Consider the following 20,524-nt stretch of genomic DNA (forward strand, 5'->3'; position numbering starts at 1 on the left):
GAAAAGATCCAAAATCGCAGCGGTCCGGTTTTTGGCCCATGAATATTTGATAAACTCGTAAAAAGTCAGATTTCAAGATGGCTGAGTAAAACACTTCACCTGGTTGGTTATGTTCTATCTCCATGTCTCGAATCGTACGGAAAACCTGCTGCGTCACCTGGCCGAGGTCATACGGACGGATCGGCAGGCGGATTTTTTTGCCGCGGAGTTGTTCCTCATCCAGAGTCAGGGCATGGAGCGGATGATCGGGCAAAGCCTGGCTGATGCATTTCGCAGCTTCTGTAATTTCAAGTTTTACCTGCCCCTCGATTTCCTCGGATGTGTCGCCGAGAAACTGGGGATGGGCATTTCCCCGGACGGTTTTCAGCGGCAGATTCTTACCTGGCGGCTCGATGGCCTGCTCCGTGATCTTGCCGGGGAGGTGTACCAGCCGCTGACCGGCTATCTCGCCGGAGAAAATTCTGCCCTGAAGCGCTTTCAACTCGCTCGTCGCCTGGCCAATATCTTTGACCAGTATCAGATCATGCGTCCGGATATGCTGGCAAAATGGGAGAGTGGCCTCCTCGCGACCCGCCACCCGGCGGAACGCTGGCAGATGGAGCTGTGGCGCAGACTGCTGGTTCAGCCGGGTGGTGAGGTGCATCGCGGCATGCTTTTTCGTCAGGTGATTGAGCGGCTGAAGAGTGAAAACAACCTGGCCGAACGATTACCAAAGCGCATTTCCGTTCTCGGCCTGCATACCATGCCGCCGATTTTTTTAAGTTACCTCAATAGCTTGTCCGACCACATGGATGTCCATCTCTTTCTCCTTTCCCCGTGCCGCAGCTACTGGGGCAATGTGCAGAGTAAGAGAATGCAGTATAAACGAGTGGGGCAAGAAGTGGTTGACCGCACAGAACTTGGGGTAGAGGAGCACCATCCCCTGCTGGCCTCTCTTGGCAGGCAGGGGCGTGATCTGCAGAATATGATGCTTGAGGGTCCCGGTTTTGCCTTGGAGTTTGCCAGTTACGATGATCCCCTTGACGGCCAAGACGCTGCCGCCGGGACACTGCTGCAGCGCCTCCAGGCGGATCTGCTCGAGGGGCGGTTGCCGGACCAACCCCAGCCTGCACCTGCGGCAGATGATGACTCGATTCAGGTGGTTTCCTGTCACGCCAAACTGCGAGAAGTAACCGTTCTAAAGGATCACCTGCTGCATTTGCTGCACCGCAACCCTCGGCTCGAGTTGCGGGACATCATCGTCATGGCTCCGGATATCCAGGACTATGCCCCGCTGATCCCAGCCGTCTTTGATGATATACAGCATTCCATCGCCGATCGCAGTATCCGCAGCCGTAACGCGATAATCACTGCCTTTCTCAATTTTCTCAATCTTTTCAGTGGAAGGTTCGGCTGGAGTGAGCTGCTCGATCTGCTGCGCCAGCCGGTTGTCTTCCCGCAGTTTGAGCTCTGTCTGTCCGATCTCGACAGCCTGCACCAATGGGTTACCCGGGCCGGAATCCGCTGGGGGCTGTCCGGTCGGCAAAGGAGCGAAGCCGGTCTGGCCGGCTTTGAGGAGGGCAGTTGGCGGGCCGGACTTGACCGACTCCTTATGGGCTATGCTATCAACGCCGATGAGTATATCGATGGCGTGCTGCCTTTTGCTGATATCGAAGGACGAGGGGCGCTTGCCCTGGGAGGCCTGTGCCGGTTTATTGAGCTGGTTGACGGGGCGCATGACGATTTTTTGCAGCATCGCCCGCTCGACGATTGGTCGAGGCTGCTGCAGGGAATCGTGCAGCAGCTTTTCGGCGATGAAAATGAACAGGAGCTGGTGGAACTGCGTACTCTCATCGCCGAGTTGAGCGAGTCAAGCAGCCCGTTTCATACAGCGGAGGTTGAGTATACGGTCATTCGTGAATGGTTTACCCAATCGGCAAAAGAGCGCCGGTCGAGCACCGGCTTTCTGCGTGGACAGCTGACCTTCTGCTCCATGCTGCCGATGCGGTCGATACCTTTCCAGGTGGTCTGTCTGATAGGCCTCTGTGACGGCGTCTTTCCAAAAAACGATAGCCACGATACCTTTGATCTGATGGCCACGGATTTTCGGCCAGGCGATCGTTCGCCACGGGGTGATGATCGGTACCAGTTTCTCGAAGCGGTGCTGGCGGCAAGATCGCATCTCTATCTCAGCTATATCGGCCAGTCGATTCGCACCAATGAAGTGATTCCACCTTCGGTTGTCGTGACGGAATTTCTCGAAGTGCTCGACAACGGGTATGGCGTGCACGACCTTGTCGTCCGTCATCCTCTCCATCCTTTCAGCAGAAAATATTACCGAAATGAGAGCGAGGCAAAATTGTTCAGCTATAATGACCATGCCTGCATGACCGCGAAAATTCTGCAGCAGGGCCCGCGTCCGGCTGTTCCCTGGTGGCAGGGACAGCTGGCCGAAAAAAGAGATACAATAGCTTTTGCCGACCTGCTGCGCTTTTATGTCAACCCCCAGAAATATTTTATCAGCGATTGTCTGGGTATCCGCCTCGACAGTGGGGAAGAGCTGCCGGAAGATCGGGAGATATTTGCCGTATCCGGTCTCGGTAAATATTATGTCGAAGAGGAAATGGTTCGTTCTGTGCTGTCCGGAAAAACAACCGATCTGCTCAAAAAAATGCAGACCGCTGGCCTTTGGCCGCTCGGCACCGCAGGGCAGCTGGCCTTTGCCGAAAAACAAAGCGATGTGGCCAGCTTTATTGATCGGGTAAACGAGCAGCAGATGGGCGAAAGGTGTGTCGATATGCCGTTTGACCTCAACGCAGGCAACTATCGTCTCTTTGGCACGCTCGCCAACCTCTACGAAAACGGGGCAATGCTGCTTCGTTTCGGCAGGCTGCGGGGGCGGGATCTTCTGGCTGGCTGGATACACCATCTGGTACTCAGCTCTTTTACGCCATCCGCGCAAACCCGGATTGTCGCCGTCGATGGTCTAGTCGTTTTCAACGGTGCCGCCGAGGGACCGGACCTTGCGATGCTGCTTGCTCATGTTGACACCGGCTGCCGCGCTCCATCACTATTTTTTGTCGAACCTGCTATGGTCTATGCCCGGCAAGCGGCCAACGATCGAGCGCGAACCCCGCCGCTCGAGAAAGCTTTACAGGAGCTGCGTAGCCGTCTGGACAAAGGCTATGAACCTGAATGGGAACTGCTGCTTGGCGGCAGCTGGGAGGATGCACAACTCATTGTTGAATTTGAGCGGCTCTGCCAGGAAATAATGTGTCCGATATGGGGTGCGGCCGATGATGCATAGCAATTATGAAATATTTGATGCCGCCCGACTTGCACTGCAAAAAGGCGTCAATCTCGTTGAAGCAAGCGCTGGAACGGGCAAGACCTATGCCATCGGCATGCTGGTGTTGCGGGCACTGGTCGAACTCGGACAGCCCATTGAAAAAATTCTCATCGTTACCTTTACCAAGGCCGCCACCGAGGAACTGAAAAGCCGCATCCGGGCAAGACTGGTTGAGGCCAGAGAGCTGCTGAGCGGCACAATGGGCATGAGCGGAAAAAAGATCGATCATACGCTTCTTGAATGGGCCGAGTCCATCAAGGATCATCACGCCGCCGTCAACCTGCTGCAGCTGGCCCTCTATGATATCGACCGGGCCTCTATCTTTACCATCCACGGTTTCTGTCAACGCATGCTGGTCGAACAGGCTCTGGAGAGCGGGCAGCTCTTTGACGTTGAGTTGCTCACCGATATCAATCATATCCGCAGTCAGGTGGCTGACGACTTCTGGCGTACGTGGATATACCCGCTGGCGCCACTGCCGTGCGCGCTGCTTACCGGCAGTTTTTCTTCTCCAGATAAACTGCTCGCCAGTGTCTCCCGCGTCTTTAACGGAGAGGGCCGCATTGAGCCGCGGGTCGGCACCATTGACGCAGTGCTGGTCGAACTGCAAACCGCAATGACGACAATGGCTCTCTGGTGGCGCGAAAACAGGGACGAGCTGTTCCAATGCTTTTCCGGCAGCCTGTCCGGAGGCTACTTTAAAAAACCGTTCAGTGCTGATTTCGAAGCCTGGTTTGGCGCTCTGGGCGAATTTTTCAGCGGGAAAAGTCTGTCTGTTCCAGACAATATCTGTCTGCTGCAGCGGCAGTCGCTTGTTGATCAACTGCATGGAACAAAGATCCGCGGCGAGGCGAAAAAAATTGCTTTTCTGACCGACTGGCCGCTGCCGGACAGCGAAATTAACGCGCTGCTCGAGGCGGTTGCCAGCCTGACCCTGGCCTTTCGTGTCAAGCTTGCCGAGGAATTATGCAGCGAAGTGAGTCGTCGTCTTCTCAAGCAGGGGACTATGGGCTTTAATGATCTGATCCTGCGCTTGTCCGCGGCCCTGAAGGGGGAGCCGGGTGAATCTGGTTATCGCCTGCGGCAGATTTTAGGCGAGCGGTTCAGCGTCGCCCTGATTGATGAGTTTCAGGATACCGACAACAGCCAGTGGCATATCTTTTCGACACTCTTTGGCGGCGGCCACCATTACCTCTATCTGATCGGTGACCCAAAGCAGGCGATCTATAAATTTCGCGGCGCTGATATTCACTCCTATTTTTTGGCCAGGAAATCGGCGGGCCGGTTGCTGACGCTGGAAAAAAATTATCGGTCCCATCCTTTTCTCGTCGAAGAGGTGAACCGGCTGTTTTGTTCGAGAAATAGGCCCTTCTTTTTTGATGAGAGCACCCTGGATTATCGACCGGTACTGGCAGCCAGAAAGGCTGGCGATATAGACCTGACACAAGGCGGCCGGTCACTGGCCGGGATGGTGTACTGTACCCTGGATAGTGAGCCGGAAGATAAAAATGGTCGCTGGACCTCCGGCAAAGCGGCCGAGCAGTTCCGTCGATTTATCGTCTCCGAGCTGGGTCGTCTTCTTGATCCGGCAAGTCCGGCTCTGCTGCAGACGACCGGCCAGCTGCCTCAGCAGCGGCCGCTGGCGCCGCAGGACATCGCCATCCTGGTGCGCAGCAACAGGCAGGCGGAGGAATATCGCCAGGCCCTGACCGAGGCGGCAATTCCAGCGGTGGTGGGCAGCAGACAATCCGTCTACCAGACCCGCGAGTGTCGGGAGCTTTTTCTCCTGCTTCAGGCCATTGCCGCACCGGGCGAGACCGAACATCTGAAAACGGCGTTGACCATATCCTGGTTTGGCTTCACCGGTAACCGCCTCCACGAGCTGTGGCAGGATGAAGAACAGTTGAGCCGGTACCACAATCGTTTCCTGCAGTACAGTCAGCGCTGGCAGGAGCAGGGGGTGCTGCCCATGATGATGCGGCTGCTGGTAACCGAGGAGGTCCTGCCCACCTTAGCCACCCGCCAGCTGGCCGAGCGGGCCATTGCCAATATCCTGCATCTGATCGAGCTGATTGGCAAACAGGAGAACGAAGAAAATCTTGGCAAGGGCCAGATCCTCCAGTGGCTGCGCCAGATGATGCAGGGCAGCCAGAGTGCGGAAAATGCCGAGCTGCTTTTGGAAAGTGATGAGGAAGCGGTGCGCATTGTCACCATGCACAGCGCCAAGGGATTGGAATATCCGGTGGTTTTCTGCCCCTACCTCTGGTATGCCGGCAACCGTATCAAGGGAGAAAAATATCAGATCAGTTGCCATGACGAGGCGCATCAGGCGCTCATCGATCTCGGTTCCGATCTCTTTCCCACTCGCCGGGAGCAGGCGGCACGGGAGGAGATGGCCGAGGATCTGCGGCTGCTCTATGTCGCCCTGACCCGGGCGCAAATCCGCTGTTACATCGGCTGGGCGGATGTGAAGGCGGGCGGCAGTGTCGGCGATTCCTGGCAATCCGCCCTCGGCTATCTGCTCTTTGCCGAAGGCCGCGTCGATTATCAGGTGCAGCAGGAGAAATTTCATCGTTTGGCCCAGGAAGAATCTGTGCAATATCTGCTTGTTTCCGCTGAAGAATCGGCTGTCTCATTCCGGAAAAATTCGCAGGAAACTGCGTTGCATCCCCTCCAGGCGTCCGGTCGGTCTCTCCTGACCGACTGGCAGATGTCGAGTTATTCGGCCATGGCTGCGCTCAGTGAATATGCCCACGCAGCGGTGGTCGCTGCACCAGGCATAGAATATGGACAGCCAATGATTCCCGTGACCGGCCTGCCGGCAGGGCCGCACTTTGGCAATGTTATCCATGATCTGCTTGAAAGCCTGTCGTTTACCGCCATTGCCCGGCATGAGGATGAGGAGAGGTTGCTCAGTTTAATTACCCAGAAGTGCATGCGTTATGGGGTGCAGGCAGCTGCCGAGGAGATAAAGAAGATGCTCGAACTGGTGGTGACCACCCCGTTGACGACCGGAAGTTACACTCTTGCCATGCTCGCCGATACGCTGTGTCTCAAGGAAATGGCCTTTTACTTTCATCTCAGTCGCCTGGCAACTGACCGGATCAATGACCTTTTGGCGGAGGAACCGACCTTTGTGCCTCTTGGCCATAAGGTGATGCGCGGCTATTTGACCGGTTTTGTCGATCTTATCTGTGCCTACGACGGGAAATATTATATTCTCGATTATAAAACCAATTTTCTTGGCGAATTGCAGGGCGACTATGCGCCGGACAAGCTGGTGGCGGCCATGCAGGCGCACAATTATGGGCTGCAGTACTGGATTTACACGCTGGTGCTGCATCGTCATCTGCACAACTGCGTGCCTGGTTATAACTATGCGCACCATTTCGGCGGCGTGCGCTATCTCTTTGTGCGCGGCATGGACCCTAGGATTGCCGGCAGCGGCGTCTATGCCGCCTTGCCTGCATACGATAAAGTGGTGCAGCTGGACCTGGCTCTGGGCGGAGGTGATAATGACTGAGCAGGGCGCGCCCCTTCTAGACAGGTATTTTTCAAGGTTCCTGGCCGAACGGTCCAGCCTGTCCGGTGTCGATAAAGAAAGATTCCGGCAACTGGTGAGAAAACTGACCGCCGCCCATGAGGCCGGCCATAGTTGTCTTACGGTATCGGAGACAGAGGCATGTTTCCTGCAAACCCTCCATCTGGTCTCGGACGGCAAGCAGACGCCGCTTGTCCTGCATAATGACAAGCTGTATCTGCACCGATATTTCCATTACGAAACCCGGCTGGCTGAACAGATCCGTATAATAGCGACGGTGACTTTTTCGGGAAAAGGGTACGAAAAGCTGCTGGCTACCTTGTTCGATGATGATGAACCGGGATCCCCTGGACGGAACCGGCAGAAAGAGGCGGCAAAAATTGCCCTGCAAAAAGGCTTGACGATCATCTGCGGCGGGCCCGGGACCGGAAAAACAACGACGGTGGTAAACATTCTCGCCCTGCTGCTTATGGCGACGGACCATAAACTCGACGTCGCGCTGGCAGCACCCACCGGCAAGGCGGCCATGCGGCTCAGTCAATCCATTGGCGGCAGCCTTGACCGGCTGCCGCTTCCGGAGCAAGTGAAAGCGGCCATCCCCACTAAGGCAACGACCCTGCATCGACTGCTGGGCTTCATCCGCCATTGCCCGCAGTTTCGCCATAACCGCCAACAGCCGATGGGCTGGGATGTCGTGGTCGTCGATGAGGCCTCGATGGTCGATCTGGCCATGATGAGCAAACTGGTCGATGCCCTCAAACCTGGTGCCAGGCTGCTGCTGCTTGGTGACAAGGACCAGCTCACCTCGGTGGAATCGGGTGCGGTGCTCGGCGATTTTATCCAGAGCCTGCCGGATAACACCATTGAACTGAAAAAAACCTATCGCTTTGATGAAAATATCAAGTTTCTGGCGGAAAGAGTCAACGCTGGTGACAGTGACGGAGCCTGGACCTGCCTGGCTGATGCGAAGGTGCCGAACGTGACGGTTTTGCAGACAGAACTGCTTGATTCTATCGGCCTCCAATACGCCGGGTACATGGCGGCAGTGTATCGCTATCCACAGACCGATGTCAGGGAGATCTTCGCTACATTTAACCGTTTTCAGGTGCTCTGCGCCATCCATTACGGTCATCGAGGCGTTGCCGGGATTAACCGCGGGGTCGAAACGTTTCTTGCCCGGCGGGGATTCGATTGCCGGCCGGACAGCTGGTATCCCGGAAGACCGGTGCTCATCACCAGAAATGAGTATAGTCTGGACCTTTTTAACGGCGATATCGGCATCTGTCTGCCGGACCTTGCCGATGGCGCGAGCAGAGTCTGGTTCGAGCAGTCGGATGGCGGCCTGCGCAGCTATTCACCGTATCGTCTGCCGAGCTGTGAGACGGTCTTTGCCATGACCATCCACAAAAGTCAGGGTTCGGAATTTGACGAGGTGGTTGTCGTCCTGCCCGAAGAAGATAACCGGATTCTCAGCCGGGAGCTGCTCTATACCGCTTTCACCCGGGCGAGAAAAATGGTCAGGCTGGTGGCCGGACGACAGGTCTTTGCCCAGGCCCTGTCGAGAAAAATTGAGCGTTGCAGTGGGCTGGCCGGCCTGTTGCATGAGCAGACACAGAAGAAGAGTCCGCCGGTTCGACTGCCAGAGCAGGCAGGTATCTTAGAGGGGCAAATTTGAGCGAGTTGAGTGAAATGGATGAGCTAAGGAAGTACCAGGGGTTGTTTATCGTCGATCTGGATGGGACGCTGCTGACTTCGGAGAAGCGGATTGCGCCGGGTGACCTGGATGCACTTTTCCGCCTGCGGCAGATGGATTTTCTCGTAGCCGTGGCCACGGGCAGATCGAACCATTCCTTTAATCTTCTCATGGAACAACTCGGCTACATGGACCCCGACCGGTCGTTCCCCGTCGATTACGTCATTTTCTCCACCGGAGCTGGAATACTCGACTACCCCGGCAATCGACTCCTGAAAAAATTTTCCCTCAGTTCTGCCGACGTTCGGAGTGCGGCGGCCTATCTGGAAAATGCCGGACTCGATTTCATGATCCACAGACCGGTACCGGACACGCACCATTTCCACTATAGCCACAATGGCAGCGATAATCCCGATTTTTACCGGAGACTGGAAATTTACCATGATTTCGCCACGATTTTAACCCCTGAGGCCCTGGATACTTTTGGCGAGGCCACGGAAATCATCTGTATCGTCCCCGGCCATAACGACCTGAACGGCAATAACGGCCATGAGGTCGCCGCGAAGATCGCTGAAGCCTGCAGACAATGCAATGTGATCAAGGCCACTTCTCCGCTGGACGGCCGATCAATGTGGATCGAGATCTTCCCGCCAACCGTTTCCAAGAGTCAGGCAGTCAGCTGGCTGGCCGACATCGTCGGTCTGCAGCAGAACGCCGTCGGCGCCGTCGGCAACGATTATAATGACGAAGACCTTCTCCACTGGGCCGGACAGAGCTTTATTGTGGCCAACGGTCCGCCGTCTTTAAAAACACTTTTTCAGAGTGTTGCGTCAAACGATAAGGGAGGGGTGAGTGAAGCTGTCAGCCGGTGGCTTGCTGCTTGGTAGAGTCAAATTGTACACTGGTAAAGGCCAATGACAAAGCAGCTCTGGTGCTGATGGGCATTTACTGAACATCTCCTTGATTTTTCTGTAATTCGTTGTAACAATAAACTCTATTGATGGTTAATAAAAGTCTTTCTTGGTATTCTCTTTTGATATTCTCTGATATACGTTTTTAAAACGACCGCATAGCAAATGGCAGCAATGTCCCGTACTGTTGATATTTTGGTTGGATAACCAAAAAAAGGAGGCGGGTATGGCAGGAAAATCATTTCCACGTGTACAGGTGGTCGGTGAAAAACGTATCCTCAACGCCCGGAAAGATACCCCTGACATTCGCAACGGGATGTACGAGCCGGCCCTCATTCAACTGCAGCCGGAAATCGATAACCGCGGCGGGACGCATATTCTCAACCAGGGTACGGAAGGCGCCTGTACCGGTTTCGGTCTGGCAGCCAGATACTGCACCCTTGGCGCCTGTTATCGTCTTCGGCCGGAAATCAACGACTATCACACAGCGCTCAATGAGGTTGGCGTTATCTTTGTTTCAGCCGATGTGCACTCCGGCTGGTTCAGCCCCAAGGCGGCAAAGAGCAATGAACCGGCAATTATAACCCCTTCGAATACTATTGAAGGTGGTCATGCCTTTGCTCTTGTCTATCGTAAATCATTCCTTTACCTGGTGTCTCGGGCTCTGGAACGAAACACCGACATGCCGCTTTTAGTGATGCAGCGCTCTACGAAAAAATTATCCAAACATGCAGGCTTGTCGATTCATTATTCGAACAGCAAAAAAGGCATTACCACCAGCATTTCGCATGGAGGTTTCGACAGTGATGCCAGGTCCATGAACACGATCATGGCGCAGATATTGAAAAAAATCCGACACAACCGTTCACCATTGACGAGATGAAGGCTACTGATGTCTGCAGGAGAGAAAAGTCATACAACTTCTGTCACACGATGGTCTGTTAAGAGCTGTATTGTGCAGTGCAGAGAATGCAGTTTTTGATAAAAAGTATCGCCGGGTGTAATCGACCGGGAAAATTTTGACAGGAGGGAAACGCATGAAGCTGGCTGAACTGCTGTCCATTGCAGGACCTACACCTATTTGGCAATTATCAAAAGAGCAACTCAAAGAGATGCAGAGAGCCTTGAGCCTCCTTGGCTATCCGGTGGGGGAAATAGATGGCTTAATCGGCCCGAAGACACGCAATGCCTGGTCGGAGTTCAAGACTGACGTCTACTCGGGCAACTCTGCGTTTATTGGCAAGCAATCCATCGTGGCACTGCAGGAAAAACTTGATGGCGTCGTGGAAAGGAAAGATCATGATTTTTCCTGCAAAGAAGGGACGATAGAGGCAATCAAGTGTGCGTGCCGGGCAATGGGCATCGGGCTGAATAGCCAGATAGCCTATGTCCTGGCGACAACGCAATGGGAAACGAATCAGACTTTCAAGCCTGTACGGGAAGCCTATTGGCTGGATGAGGACTGGCGCAAGAATCATTTCTCGTATTACCCTTTCTATGGTCGCGGCTATGTGCAGTTGACCTGGAAGAACAACTACGAGCAATATTCCAGTATGCTTGCCCTTGATCTGGTCAATGAACCGGATATTGCCATGCGGCCGAATGTGGCTTTATTTGTCCTGGTCCATGGCTTCAAAACCGGAACATTTACCGGCCGCAGGATTACCGACTATCTCGATGAAACGAAAACCGATTTCATTGGTGCCAGGCGATGTGTCAATGGCAACGACAAGGCGCATGAAATTGCCGATTTAGCAAAGAAATTTCTTGTTCATCTTTAAGAACCAGCGAGTCCCGTTAGTGATTATCGGGGCGTTGGGCAGACTTTTTTGTTCGTGGAGGCGGTATGGTTTTCAAGATTATGGGAGGCCGACGACGGCGTGTTGCACCTGGCGTTTCGGTGGGAGTATTGGTTGTTTTTGTCATGGTTGTTTTCGTCATGCTTTTTTCTTTGCTCAGTTCGCAGAGTGTCGCTGCGGAACAACAAATTGATCCGGTGAGACAGGTCCAGTTGGATCTGTTTGGCAAGGTGGTTAATTCGCATAGCAGTGGCGTTGAGGCCGCACAGATTCAGGTATTGCTGGACGGAACTCCATTGAAAGTATCTCGTGCCTATGATAACGGTCAGTCGGACGATTCCCTCACGACCGGAAGCGACGGGAGTTATCAGGTCCGGTTTTGGTTGCCGGCCGGCCTCGTGACCGAAGACAGTACACTGGAGATAACCGCTTACAAGCCGAGTTTTATAAAGAACAGTTATCAAATAAACGGTCATGAACTCACCAAGGATGGCGAAAATTTCATCGGCCTGGCAGAAATTCAGATGCAGCGTACCACCGGGCCTGCCTTCTGGATTGCCGCGATCGTCTTTGTTCTGGCCTATATTCTCATCTCTTTTGAGTTGCTGCATCGCACCATGGCGGCCATGCTCGGCGCATCAACCATGCTGGTTATTTCGTATACCTTTGGGACGCTGAATCCGGAATACCATATCCTTTCCTATGAAAGTGCCATAAAAGCCATGGATATGAATGTCATTTTTTTGTTGATGGGTATGATGATCATCGTCGGTATTCTTAAACATACCGGGATTTTTCAATGGTGCGCCTATAAGTGCTATCAGCTTGCCCGCGGCAACATCTTTCTACTGGCCGTCATCCTCATGGCTTTTACCGCTTTTGCCTCGGCATTTCTCGATAATGTCACCACCATGCTTTTGCTTACCCCGGTGACCATCCAGATTGCTGTCTCGTTGGGCATTACGCCGCTGGCCCTGCTTATTCCTGAGATTCTTGCCTCTAATATCGGCGGTACGGCGACCCTTATCGGTGATCCGCCCAATATCATGATTGGTTCCTACGCAAACCTCACATTTGTCGAATTTGTGCAGAATCTTGCCCCGACCTGTGCACTAGTCATGGTGCTCCTGTTTGTCTTTTCCAAATATGTTTTCGGCAAGGAATTCAACAAAGCCAAGGTGGACGATATCCAGCAGTTTATCGTTGAGTTGCGTGCGGAATATAAAATCACCGATGCCACTCTCCTTGGGGTAGGCATGGTGGTCATGGCTATTGTTGTCGCGCTCTTTCTCACCCATGGTATCTGGCATATGGAGGTCAGTATCGCGGCGCTTTTCGGCGCCTCGCTGCTGTTCACCTTCGGTTTGTTGACGAAAAAAATCAATATGCTTGAACTGATAGAAAAGGACATCGAATGGACGACGTTGTTGTTTTTCATGTTTCTGTTTATCCTCGTCGGCGGGGTTGAAGAGACAGGACTGCTCGATATCGTCGCCGACTGGGTGCTCTACCTGGCCCATGGCAATCTGGTGACCTCTATTTGCCTGATTCTCTGGGTGTCGGCAATCATGAGTGCTTTTGTCGATAATATTCCGTTTACCGCGACCATGTTGCCGATTGTTGCCTACCTGACCCAGGTTATTCCCGGGGCGGAATCCGGCGTATTGTGGTGGGCCCTGGCATTTGGTGCCTGTTTCGGTGGCAATGGGACGATGATCGGTGCCAGCGCCAATGTGGTTACCCTGGGCATCGCCGAGTCGGCCGGTCATCCTGTTCGCTTTTTTCAATTTATGAAGGCGGCCTTTCCCTTTATGCTGCTCAGCGTTGGTGTCGCCAATGTGTGGCTGCTGCTCGCCTATTAACTCGTGTTGGCCATTAAAGGAGATCTGCCATGGACAAGAGTATTCCGGTTCTTACCCGTTTGCTTCTCCCGGTAAAAGATTCTGCGGTTTTGAAAAACCTCCTGCCGCTTGTGGAACTGATATCCAGTTCAATGGGCGGTGAATTGGAAAAGGTCGATCTGCTTCACGTTGTCGGCGGATCTTTTCTGAGTACCCATCTCAACAATATAGACTTTCGTGCCGGTCATGTGCTCTCGTCAGATGTCATGCGCCGTCTGCGCGACAAACACTATAAGGAGACAGTCGATCCTCTGTTGTTGGAAATTCAGCAGCTGCTGCAGAAAAGCGGTGTTGCCCTGAAGGCCAACGTCCGAGTCGAAGATGGTGACTCGGTGAAAAAAATCAGCACCATCTGCGAGACTGAAGGATATTCAACATTGATTATGAGCCGGAGAAAGGGTGAGGAAGAGGGTGTCTTCATCGGCACCGTTCTCAACGGGGTAATAAACCGCTATATCCGCGCCGGTTTCTATATAGTCGGCGAAGAGGGTTTTGTTCCTGGTGTATCTCCTGTCGCCCGAATCATGATCGGCATTGATGGATCCCCAACCTGCCTGCGTGCCGTTGAAGAGGCTGGGGTACTCATGGCCAGGAACACTGAAGTAATAGAAGAAGTCTCGCTGGTCAACGTCATGGACCCCTCCTGTTTACATGAAAAAAATGGCCTGGATTGTCAACTGATGATCGAGAACGGCTACGACGCCATGCTGGAGGCGGAGAATATTCTGTTGCGGCAGGGTGTGGAAAAATCGAAAATTGTTGCTACGGTTCTTTTCGGCAAACCAGGTGAGATGCTGCATAAACATGCCCAGGCCTGTGCCGCGACAATGTGCTACGTCGGCCGGCGGAACAGATTGAAAATTGCCGAAATCATTCTTGGTTCGGTAAGCAGTGATTTTGTCCATCGCTGTAAGGACAGGACGGTAGTGCTGGTCAGTTGACGATACCTGTTACGTCGCATTTACCTGACGTTTCGATATCCTGGTGTTGTGGGCACGGCTCAATGTCGTCTGGCCAGGCAGGCAAAATTGCCCACCTCGTGCGACGTGAGGTTCTGCTCATGACATCTGCTTCTTTTGCCGATCCCTTTTCGGGTCGTTCCCGCCTTTGCTTGCTTTACTCCGACAGGCTCCTGAAAAGAGTCATTTTAGCGCATGTATCTCATTCGAGACTTCATGATAATTATTAGCAACTTTCAAGAAAAGAAATAGTTCAGAAGCATTGAAGAAAAGAAGAAAAAATATTGACAAACTGCTTGTATTAAATAAAGATCGATCATGCGATTGAGCGCTTGGTCGGTTTTCGAGCCGTGGTAAATATCGGCACGGGATTGAGGTAATCGAAAAAACCACAGAGTGGTCAGTCATGCACCGTTGGTTGAATAATAAAATTGAGGAGTCGGCAGTCTGGATGGTCGATCGGAAGATGTACTTTCCGGCGGATTCTCCGGAACTTATATGTTGTTCTAACCAAGAAGTAGAAAAGGAGGAGCGTATGTCAGCAGGTGCTTTAAAACCGAGATGGGGTCAACCTCTCACGGGAATTATTTCGTTTGGCGTGTTTTTGGCCATCGCCTTGGTGACCTGGTTTATCTTCAGTGATCCGCGAGGGCCAATCAAATGGTTTCCCTATCCTTTCGTCATGTATCTTGCAGTGATGATTCTGGTAGGTATATGGCAACATATGTTTCTTGCTGACTGGCCTTTTCAGAATATTGAGCAGCCCAAACGCGGAATCATAATGACCATAGTCAACTTAATCCTCGTCTGGTTCGTCATAGATGTGCTTTTTTACCGCGTTCTGGGGATAGGGTTCAATTTTATGAGCTATTATGGCCTTGAGGCCATCGGTAAACCGGTGGTGTTGGCTCAGGTTGCCGTAGTCGGTTTTGTCTTGATAGGCTTTTATACCTATCCTGTTTCAACAATATTTTTCGGTAAATGGCCTGTACAGCCGAGTAATATTCCGCAACCTGCAGCCGGTTTTGCCGAGTTCGGCTGGGGCTCTTTGTTAACATTATTTTGTTATGCAGTTCTCATCGTGCCGTTTTTTGGTTCAGTCCTGGAGGGACCGGCTCTCAATCCGGCTTGGTGGGTCGGTATTGGCGGAACCTCGCATGTACACTGGGTTTTCGGCTGGTGGGAATGGGCAATTGTCATTCTCTTTATGACGGCGAACGTGTGGCGGATGAAGCCCTGGACGCTCATTACCCTTCCGCAACCGTGGAAAGGGATTGTTTCCGTCATTCTTTCATTTATCCTCGCTTATCTGTTAGCTCTTTTCTGTAAAACCATTATCCCCATGTGGGTGCCGGCGGAAACGTTCAAACTCTTGGAAGAAGCCAAGGGACTGGCCGAAGTTCAACGATTTTTCTGGATTCACTCAGCAGAAATTGCCGGGTTTTTCTTGACCCCGTTCCTGATCTGGCACCATTATTTTGATGACATCGCTTTTGGCTTGGACAAGGATGCCTGGTCGGCCTTCTTTGTGCGGACTGTCGGGGTGGTACTGTTTGCTGCCGTGGGCTACTGGGTGTTCTATTACGGTAATTTTGGCCACTGGGCCCTGGGTAATCATCATATGACCGAGCTCTCACACCGGTTTGCCCACGGTGAGTCACTGGTCTGGAATTTCTGGTGGATCATTCCCCTGCTCTGGAACGAGTGGTTCTTTCATAAATGGCCGTTTTATGTTCATGAAAAATAACTAACCTGTCATTGATGTCAGGTGCTGGTGGGGATTGTGTTTTCCGCATTTCCCCACCAGCACCTTCATTAACGTACCAACGCTGAAAATGGTTTCCAGGAATTCCATACACCAGTTTCTGTCCTGTTTCAAGAAACGACCTTACCCATGACAATCTGCCTGAAAGGAAAATTATAATGCAAGCACCAAGCGTAAATAAAAGTATCCTGACTCCAGTGGAATTTTTGACCAGAAGTGTCCTCGTCTACCCGAATAAGACTGCGGTTGTCCATGGCGATAAACGTTATACCTACAAAGAATTTTCCGAAAGGATTTATCGCCTGGCCAGTGCACTGCGGCAAAGAGGTATCGGCAAGGACGACAAGGTAGCGTTTATCTGTCCTAACATTCCGGCCATGCTCGAAGCGCATTATGCCGTGCCGCTTATTGGCGGGGTGCTGGTCAGTGTCAACATTCGCCTCTCCCCTGGCGAGGTTTCCTATATCATCGATCACTCGGATGCCAAACTGGTTGTTGCCGACAGTGAATTTGCCCATCTGGTTCAGCCGAGAGATTTGCCCAAGGTCACCACCTATGTTACGGTCTGTGATGTCAGCGACACCCTGTCTCTTGAAGGCATGGAGTATGAGGCATTTCTGGCAACCGGATCCCCCGAGCCGGTTGCGGCAGATATCGACTCCGAAGATCAGTTGCTGGCCATCAATTATACCAGCGGCACGACAGGGCGTCCTAAAGGAGTCATGTACCACCACCGTGGCGCATATCTCAACGCCATCGGCGAGGTTCTGGAATCCGGTTTAACTGCATCTTCCGTCTATCTCTGGACATTGCCCATGTTCCATTGTAACGGCTGGTGCTTTACCTGGGGAGTTACCGCGGCCGGCGCGACCCATGTCTGCCTACGTGCCGTGGTCGCTGAAGACATATACCGTTTGATCGAAAGAGAAGATGTCTCGCATCTTTGCGCGGCGCCGACGATACTCATTACCATGAGCACCTGGCCGGGGGCGTCTCAAGTGAAGATGAAGCGAAAATTGAAGATCATGACTGCCGGAGCGCCGCCTGCACCGGCTATAATCCGAAATATGGAAGCGATAGGGGCGGATATTACCCACACCTATGGTCTCACCGAGGTGTATGGTCCTCATAGTGTCTGCGCCTGGCAGCCGGCATGGGAAACGATGTCTGATGACGAAAAGGCCGTAGCCAAATCCCGCCAGGGTGTGCCGTACATTCTTACCCATTTTATGGATGTGGTCGATCCGGTCACCATGAAGCCGGTTCCCCGTGACGGCAAGACAATCGGCGAAATTGTCATGCGCGGCAACAATGTCATGACCGGCTACTACAAGGATCCCGAGGCGACCGCCGAGGCATTTGAAGGTGGCTGGTTCCATAGTGGCGATCTCGCGGTCATGCACCCGGACGGCTATGCGCAGATCATGGACAGAAAAAAGGATATCATTATCAGCGGCGGAGAAAATATTTCCACCGTCGAAGTGGAAAGTGTCATCTACGGCCATCCCGATGTCCAGGAGGTGGCGGTTATTCCGGTCCCCGACGAGAAATGGGGCGAGGTTCCCAAGGCCTATGTTGTGCTCAAAGCCGGAAGAACGACCTCGGCAGAGGATATAATTGCTTATACCAAGGAGCATCTGGCCCGTTTCAAGGCCCCTAAATATATCGAGTTCGGCGAGCTGCCCAAAACCGCTACCGGTAAAATTCAAAAATTCAAATTAAGAGATAAGGAGTGGGAGGGTAAAAAACGCATCGGTTGATCTCCGACGGCCTCCTACCCCCCGGTACGAAGGTTTTACGATGGCAAAATAACGATTCATCTTGTCGCGCCTTGTGTCGATCACGCTCGGGAAAAGCACAAGGTACGACAAGATTCGACAAGATTCGTGTCAGTTCTCAGCCGCCGCTTCCGCACTGAAATCGTGGGTTGTATTGTCCCCGAAATGTTGAAAAAATTTCGGGTACGCCTTGCCGTAGGCGGCAAAGATTTTTTCAAACGGCAGATCGGCAAAATGGCCATGATCTCTGACGTATTCCATATGTTTTTGGCCAAGGGTATTGCTCTCGTGGAAGATGGAATCTTCTGTGCCGTCAAACTCAAGCGGTCGTACGTTGAACCGGGTGCAGAGGGACAGATTGAAGGCCGGCGTGGCCTTGACCCATTTATGGTTCAGATACATCTCGGTATAGCCATGGTAAATAAACAGATCGGTACCCATCATTTCTCTCAGCCTGGCGGTGCACAGATGGTTGGTGACATCGGCAAAACCGAGACGACAGGGGATCTGCTGCTGACGTCCGACCGCGGCAAGCAGTACTGCCTTTGAGACACAGTAGCCGCATTTTTTCTGCAAGATCGAGCTTGCCCGCATGGCACTGCGAGAATACTGCAGACTGTAAGGGTCATAGGTGATCTGGTCCCGCACTGCATAATAGAGAGCGGTTGCCTTTGCCGCGGCTGTTGTGTGGTCTGCGCAGACAGCTGCGGCAAAGTCGGCCACTTCCTGCCGGTCAAAATCGAGAAAAAACGTTGGTTGCAGGTAGAGCTGTAAATCTGTATCCATGTTGTCAGTTTCCGCTAAATTGAGGTTTTCTTTTTTCCCTGAAGGCGTTCATCGCCTCCTGCAGATCGCTTGATGGAATGATGTTTGCGCTCAGGGAAGCAACGTATTTCAAACCGTCGTCAATGGACTTGCCGACACAGTAGTTGAGGACATCTTTTGATGCCTGCACGGCCAGGGGGGAGTTGTCGGCTATTTCGCGGGCCAGTTCTTCAGCCTTGACCGTCAACGTTGCCGTGTCACTGTAGACATCACTGACCAGCTGAATCTCTTTGGCCCGTCTTGCGCTGATGTTTCTCGCCGTATAGGCGAGTTCCCGGGCGTGACCCTGGCCGACGATAAGCGGCAGCCTCTGGAGAACACCAACATCGGCGACAAAACCGACGGCGGCTTCTTTTACGGAAAACAGCGCGTCTTCCGAGCAGATGCGGATGTCACAGGCGGTTACCATGTCCAGACCCGCGCCGATGCAGTGGCCGTGGATGGCGGCGATAACCGGCTTGCGGCAGCGCTCTATGGCCGAGATACCGTCCTGGAGCTGTTTGATTTTCGGCAGGAATTTCCATTTGGTGCCCCCGGTCTGGTTCTTGTCCAGCAACTCCGGCAGCTGCGGTACCATTTCCACAAGATCGATGCCGGCCGAAAAGCAGGCGCCTTTACCGGCGATAATGATCACCCTTATCGCCGGGTCACGATCAAGTTCGGAAAAGATCTGCATCGGCTCGGTCCACGCGGCCGGGCCCATGGCGTTTTTCTTTTCCGGACGATTCAAGAACACCCAGGCCAGCGGTGGTTGTTTTTCGACAAGATAAAAATGCTGGTCAGTCATGCAGATTTCCTTTTTTGAAGGTTATGGCAATAACAGTAGGACACTTTGCCATATTGACAAGATAAAAATTACCTAAAATATCAGTAAGGTGCAGGCGAGTTGCCGGCAAGGCTTGCACATTCGCAAGACAATGTTACAGTATACTCCCTGGTTCAAAACCGTGAAACAGCTGGTGGAAAATATTTATCCGTCAGGAGAAAAAAATGTTGAAAATCGCTATCTTGGTGCGAGAAGAAACCGCATTGCGCTGTACCGGTCAGGGATGCCTGCGGAGTTTTTTTGCCAGGACGGAAAGCTTTGCCGGGTATCGCGGCATGGATGTCGAATTGACTGGGTTTTTTCATAGCGGTGGTGACCTGGACTATAAGTTGACCACAATGAAAGAAGCCGGAGTGCAGGTCATTCATGTGTCCACCTGCATGCGCGGTAAATACCCTGGTTACCAGGCACTGGTCGAAAAAATAGGCAGAGATTTTGATGTCATCGGCTATACTCATGGGTCGGAAAATGGCAGGACAACTGCCACCGTTTCCGTTACCGGAAAATATATCTAGCCCCGCGTGCCTCCTATGGAAAATTTTCTTTGCAACACCGAATGTAGAAATCTCATTGCCGGCAACCTTGCCGGCTTTACAAAATCAAACTTGAATCCGGAAAATTTCAGGCGGGCGGCCGTGGCTCTGACCATCGTTGATTACCGGGGGGAGGGCGGCCTCTATTGTCTGGGTGATGTGCCGCACAGCAGTGCGGCGCTCATCCTCACCAGGAGGGCGGGAGGACTGAAAAATCATGCCGGCCAATGGGCCTTGCCCGGCGGCAGCATTGATCCGGGAGAAAATCCGGTACAGACCGCGTTTCGGGAACTCGACGAAGAGGTCGGCCTGACGCTGCCGGCTCACCGGCTGCTCGGCTGTCTCGATGATTTTGTTACTCGTTCGGGCTTCCATATCACGCCGGTTGTCATCTGGGGCGGCGCCATACAGCAGTTGACGAAAAACGACCAGGAGGTCGCCTCGGTGCACCGAATCCCCTGCAGCGAGCTCTTTCGCCAGGATGCCCCGCTGTTACAAAAAACTAAAGAAAGGGCCAGGCCGATTCTTTTCATGCCGATAGGCGATACCTTTATCGCCACGCCGACCGCGGCAATACTCTATCAATTTCGTGAGGTGGCTCTTTGCGGCCAGGCAACCAGGGTCGCTCATTTCGAGCAACCCTTTTTCGCCTGGAGCTGATCCTC

General features: G+C 52.9%; 14 protein-coding genes. 12 read left to right on the forward strand and 2 right to left on the reverse strand.

Features of this window, described 5'->3' with window-relative positions; all coding sequences use genetic code 11:
* Window positions 1-109: 109 nt before the first annotated feature.
* The 10 genes from recC to ACYQ8U_RS12510 all read left to right on the forward strand — a co-directional run bounded on the left by recC (window position 110) and on the right by ACYQ8U_RS12510 (window position 17,657).
* Window positions 110-3,286 carry an exodeoxyribonuclease V subunit gamma gene (gene recC, locus ACYQ8U_RS12465; protein WP_459945869.1) on the forward strand — a complete coding sequence of 1,059 codons (3,177 nt, stop codon included), beginning with the start codon at window positions 110-112 and terminating at the stop codon, window positions 3,284-3,286.
* On the forward strand, window positions 3,276-6,851 hold the full coding sequence (recB, locus tag ACYQ8U_RS12470) for an exodeoxyribonuclease V subunit beta (protein WP_459945870.1): 3,576 nt from the start codon (window positions 3,276-3,278) through the stop codon (window positions 6,849-6,851). Before recC ends, recB begins: the two co-directional genes overlap by 11 nt.
* Complete coding sequence (gene recD / locus ACYQ8U_RS12475; RefSeq protein WP_459945871.1) at window positions 6,844-8,544, forward strand: exodeoxyribonuclease V subunit alpha; 1,701 nt, start codon at window positions 6,844-6,846, stop codon at window positions 8,542-8,544. The genes recB and recD overlap by 8 nt, the downstream gene beginning before the upstream one ends.
* Before the next feature lie 14 nt (window positions 8,545-8,558).
* Entirely contained in the window at window positions 8,559-9,449 is an 891-nt protein-coding gene (locus tag ACYQ8U_RS12480) for an HAD family hydrolase (RefSeq protein WP_459945872.1), read from the forward strand.
* Window positions 9,450-9,699: 250 nt separating this feature from the next.
* On the forward strand, window positions 9,700-10,356 hold the full coding sequence (locus ACYQ8U_RS12485) for a hypothetical protein (RefSeq protein WP_459945873.1): 657 nt from the start codon (window positions 9,700-9,702) through the stop codon (window positions 10,354-10,356).
* Window positions 10,357-10,510: 154 nt separating this feature from the next.
* Window positions 10,511-11,254: a glycoside hydrolase family 19 protein gene (locus ACYQ8U_RS12490; protein WP_459945874.1), complete on the forward strand. Its 744-nt coding sequence runs from the start codon at window positions 10,511-10,513 to the stop codon at window positions 11,252-11,254.
* Window positions 11,255-11,319: 65 nt separating this feature from the next.
* Window positions 11,320-13,134, forward strand: a complete 1,815-nt coding sequence (locus ACYQ8U_RS12495; RefSeq protein ID WP_459945875.1) for an ArsB/NhaD family transporter — start codon at window positions 11,320-11,322, stop codon at window positions 13,132-13,134.
* 29 nt (window positions 13,135-13,163) lie between these two features.
* Window positions 13,164-14,114, forward strand: a complete 951-nt coding sequence (locus tag ACYQ8U_RS12500; protein WP_459945876.1) for a universal stress protein — start codon at window positions 13,164-13,166, stop codon at window positions 14,112-14,114.
* 553 nt (window positions 14,115-14,667) lie between these two features.
* A complete protein-coding gene (locus tag ACYQ8U_RS12505; protein WP_459945877.1) occupies window positions 14,668-15,879 on the forward strand; it encodes a hypothetical protein in 1,212 nt (403 codons plus the stop codon).
* A 176-nt stretch (window positions 15,880-16,055) separates the two neighbouring features.
* The gene (locus tag ACYQ8U_RS12510) at window positions 16,056-17,657 is read left to right on the forward strand and encodes an acyl--CoA ligase family protein (RefSeq protein ID WP_459945878.1); all 1,602 of its coding nucleotides are present in this window, start codon (window positions 16,056-16,058) and stop codon (window positions 17,655-17,657) included.
* A 129-nt stretch (window positions 17,658-17,786) separates the two neighbouring features.
* Here the strand turns inward: ACYQ8U_RS12510 and ACYQ8U_RS12515 are convergent, their stop codons facing one another.
* Both ACYQ8U_RS12515 and ACYQ8U_RS12520 read right to left on the reverse strand, forming a co-directional pair.
* Window positions 17,787-18,461 carry a transglutaminase-like domain-containing protein gene (locus tag ACYQ8U_RS12515; RefSeq protein ID WP_459945879.1) on the reverse strand — a complete coding sequence of 225 codons (675 nt, stop codon included), beginning with the start codon at window positions 18,459-18,461 and terminating at the stop codon, window positions 17,787-17,789.
* A gap of 4 nt (window positions 18,462-18,465) precedes the next feature.
* Window positions 18,466-19,287, reverse strand: a complete 822-nt coding sequence (locus tag ACYQ8U_RS12520; protein WP_459945880.1) for a crotonase/enoyl-CoA hydratase family protein — start codon at window positions 19,285-19,287, stop codon at window positions 18,466-18,468.
* A 203-nt stretch (window positions 19,288-19,490) separates the two neighbouring features.
* Here ACYQ8U_RS12520 and ACYQ8U_RS12525 point away from each other — a divergent pair, with 203 nt between their 5' ends.
* Entirely contained in the window at window positions 19,491-19,841 is a 351-nt protein-coding gene (locus ACYQ8U_RS12525) for a CGGC domain-containing protein (protein WP_459945881.1), read from the forward strand.
* Between the two features lie 15 nt (window positions 19,842-19,856).
* Window positions 19,857-20,519: an NUDIX hydrolase gene (locus tag ACYQ8U_RS12530; protein ID WP_459945882.1), complete on the forward strand. Its 663-nt coding sequence runs from the start codon at window positions 19,857-19,859 to the stop codon at window positions 20,517-20,519.
* Window positions 20,520-20,524: the final 5 nt, after the last annotated feature.

Source organism: Desulfocastanea catecholica, assembly GCF_054657295.1.

What these genes read in the sequence shown, in the direction of transcription:
- ACYQ8U_RS12480 (WP_459945872.1), top strand. Translation starts at nt 8,559, where the DNA reads ATGGATGAGCTAAGGAAGTACCAGGGGTTGTTTATCGTCGATCTGGAT.
- ACYQ8U_RS12490 (WP_459945874.1), top strand. Translation starts at nt 10,511, where the DNA reads ATGAAGCTGGCTGAACTGCTGTCCATTGCAGGACCTACACCTATTTGG.
- ACYQ8U_RS12505 (WP_459945877.1), top strand. Translation starts at nt 14,668, where the DNA reads ATGTCAGCAGGTGCTTTAAAACCGAGATGGGGTCAACCTCTCACGGGA.
- ACYQ8U_RS12495 (WP_459945875.1), top strand. Translation starts at nt 11,320, where the DNA reads ATGGTTTTCAAGATTATGGGAGGCCGACGACGGCGTGTTGCACCTGGC.
- ACYQ8U_RS12525 (WP_459945881.1), top strand. Translation starts at nt 19,491, where the DNA reads ATGTTGAAAATCGCTATCTTGGTGCGAGAAGAAACCGCATTGCGCTGT.
- ACYQ8U_RS12485 (WP_459945873.1), top strand. Translation starts at nt 9,700, where the DNA reads ATGGCAGGAAAATCATTTCCACGTGTACAGGTGGTCGGTGAAAAACGT.
- ACYQ8U_RS12520 (WP_459945880.1), bottom strand. Translation starts at nt 19,287, where the DNA reads ATGACTGACCAGCATTTTTATCTTGTCGAAAAACAACCACCGCTGGCC.
- recD (WP_459945871.1), top strand. Translation starts at nt 6,844, where the DNA reads ATGACTGAGCAGGGCGCGCCCCTTCTAGACAGGTATTTTTCAAGGTTC.
- recC (WP_459945869.1), top strand. Translation starts at nt 110, where the DNA reads ATGTTCTATCTCCATGTCTCGAATCGTACGGAAAACCTGCTGCGTCAC.
- recB (WP_459945870.1), top strand. Translation starts at nt 3,276, where the DNA reads ATGATGCATAGCAATTATGAAATATTTGATGCCGCCCGACTTGCACTG.
- ACYQ8U_RS12510 (WP_459945878.1), top strand. Translation starts at nt 16,056, where the DNA reads ATGCAAGCACCAAGCGTAAATAAAAGTATCCTGACTCCAGTGGAATTT.
- ACYQ8U_RS12530 (WP_459945882.1), top strand. Translation starts at nt 19,857, where the DNA reads ATGGAAAATTTTCTTTGCAACACCGAATGTAGAAATCTCATTGCCGGC.
- ACYQ8U_RS12500 (WP_459945876.1), top strand. Translation starts at nt 13,164, where the DNA reads ATGGACAAGAGTATTCCGGTTCTTACCCGTTTGCTTCTCCCGGTAAAA.
- ACYQ8U_RS12515 (WP_459945879.1), bottom strand. Translation starts at nt 18,461, where the DNA reads ATGGATACAGATTTACAGCTCTACCTGCAACCAACGTTTTTTCTCGAT.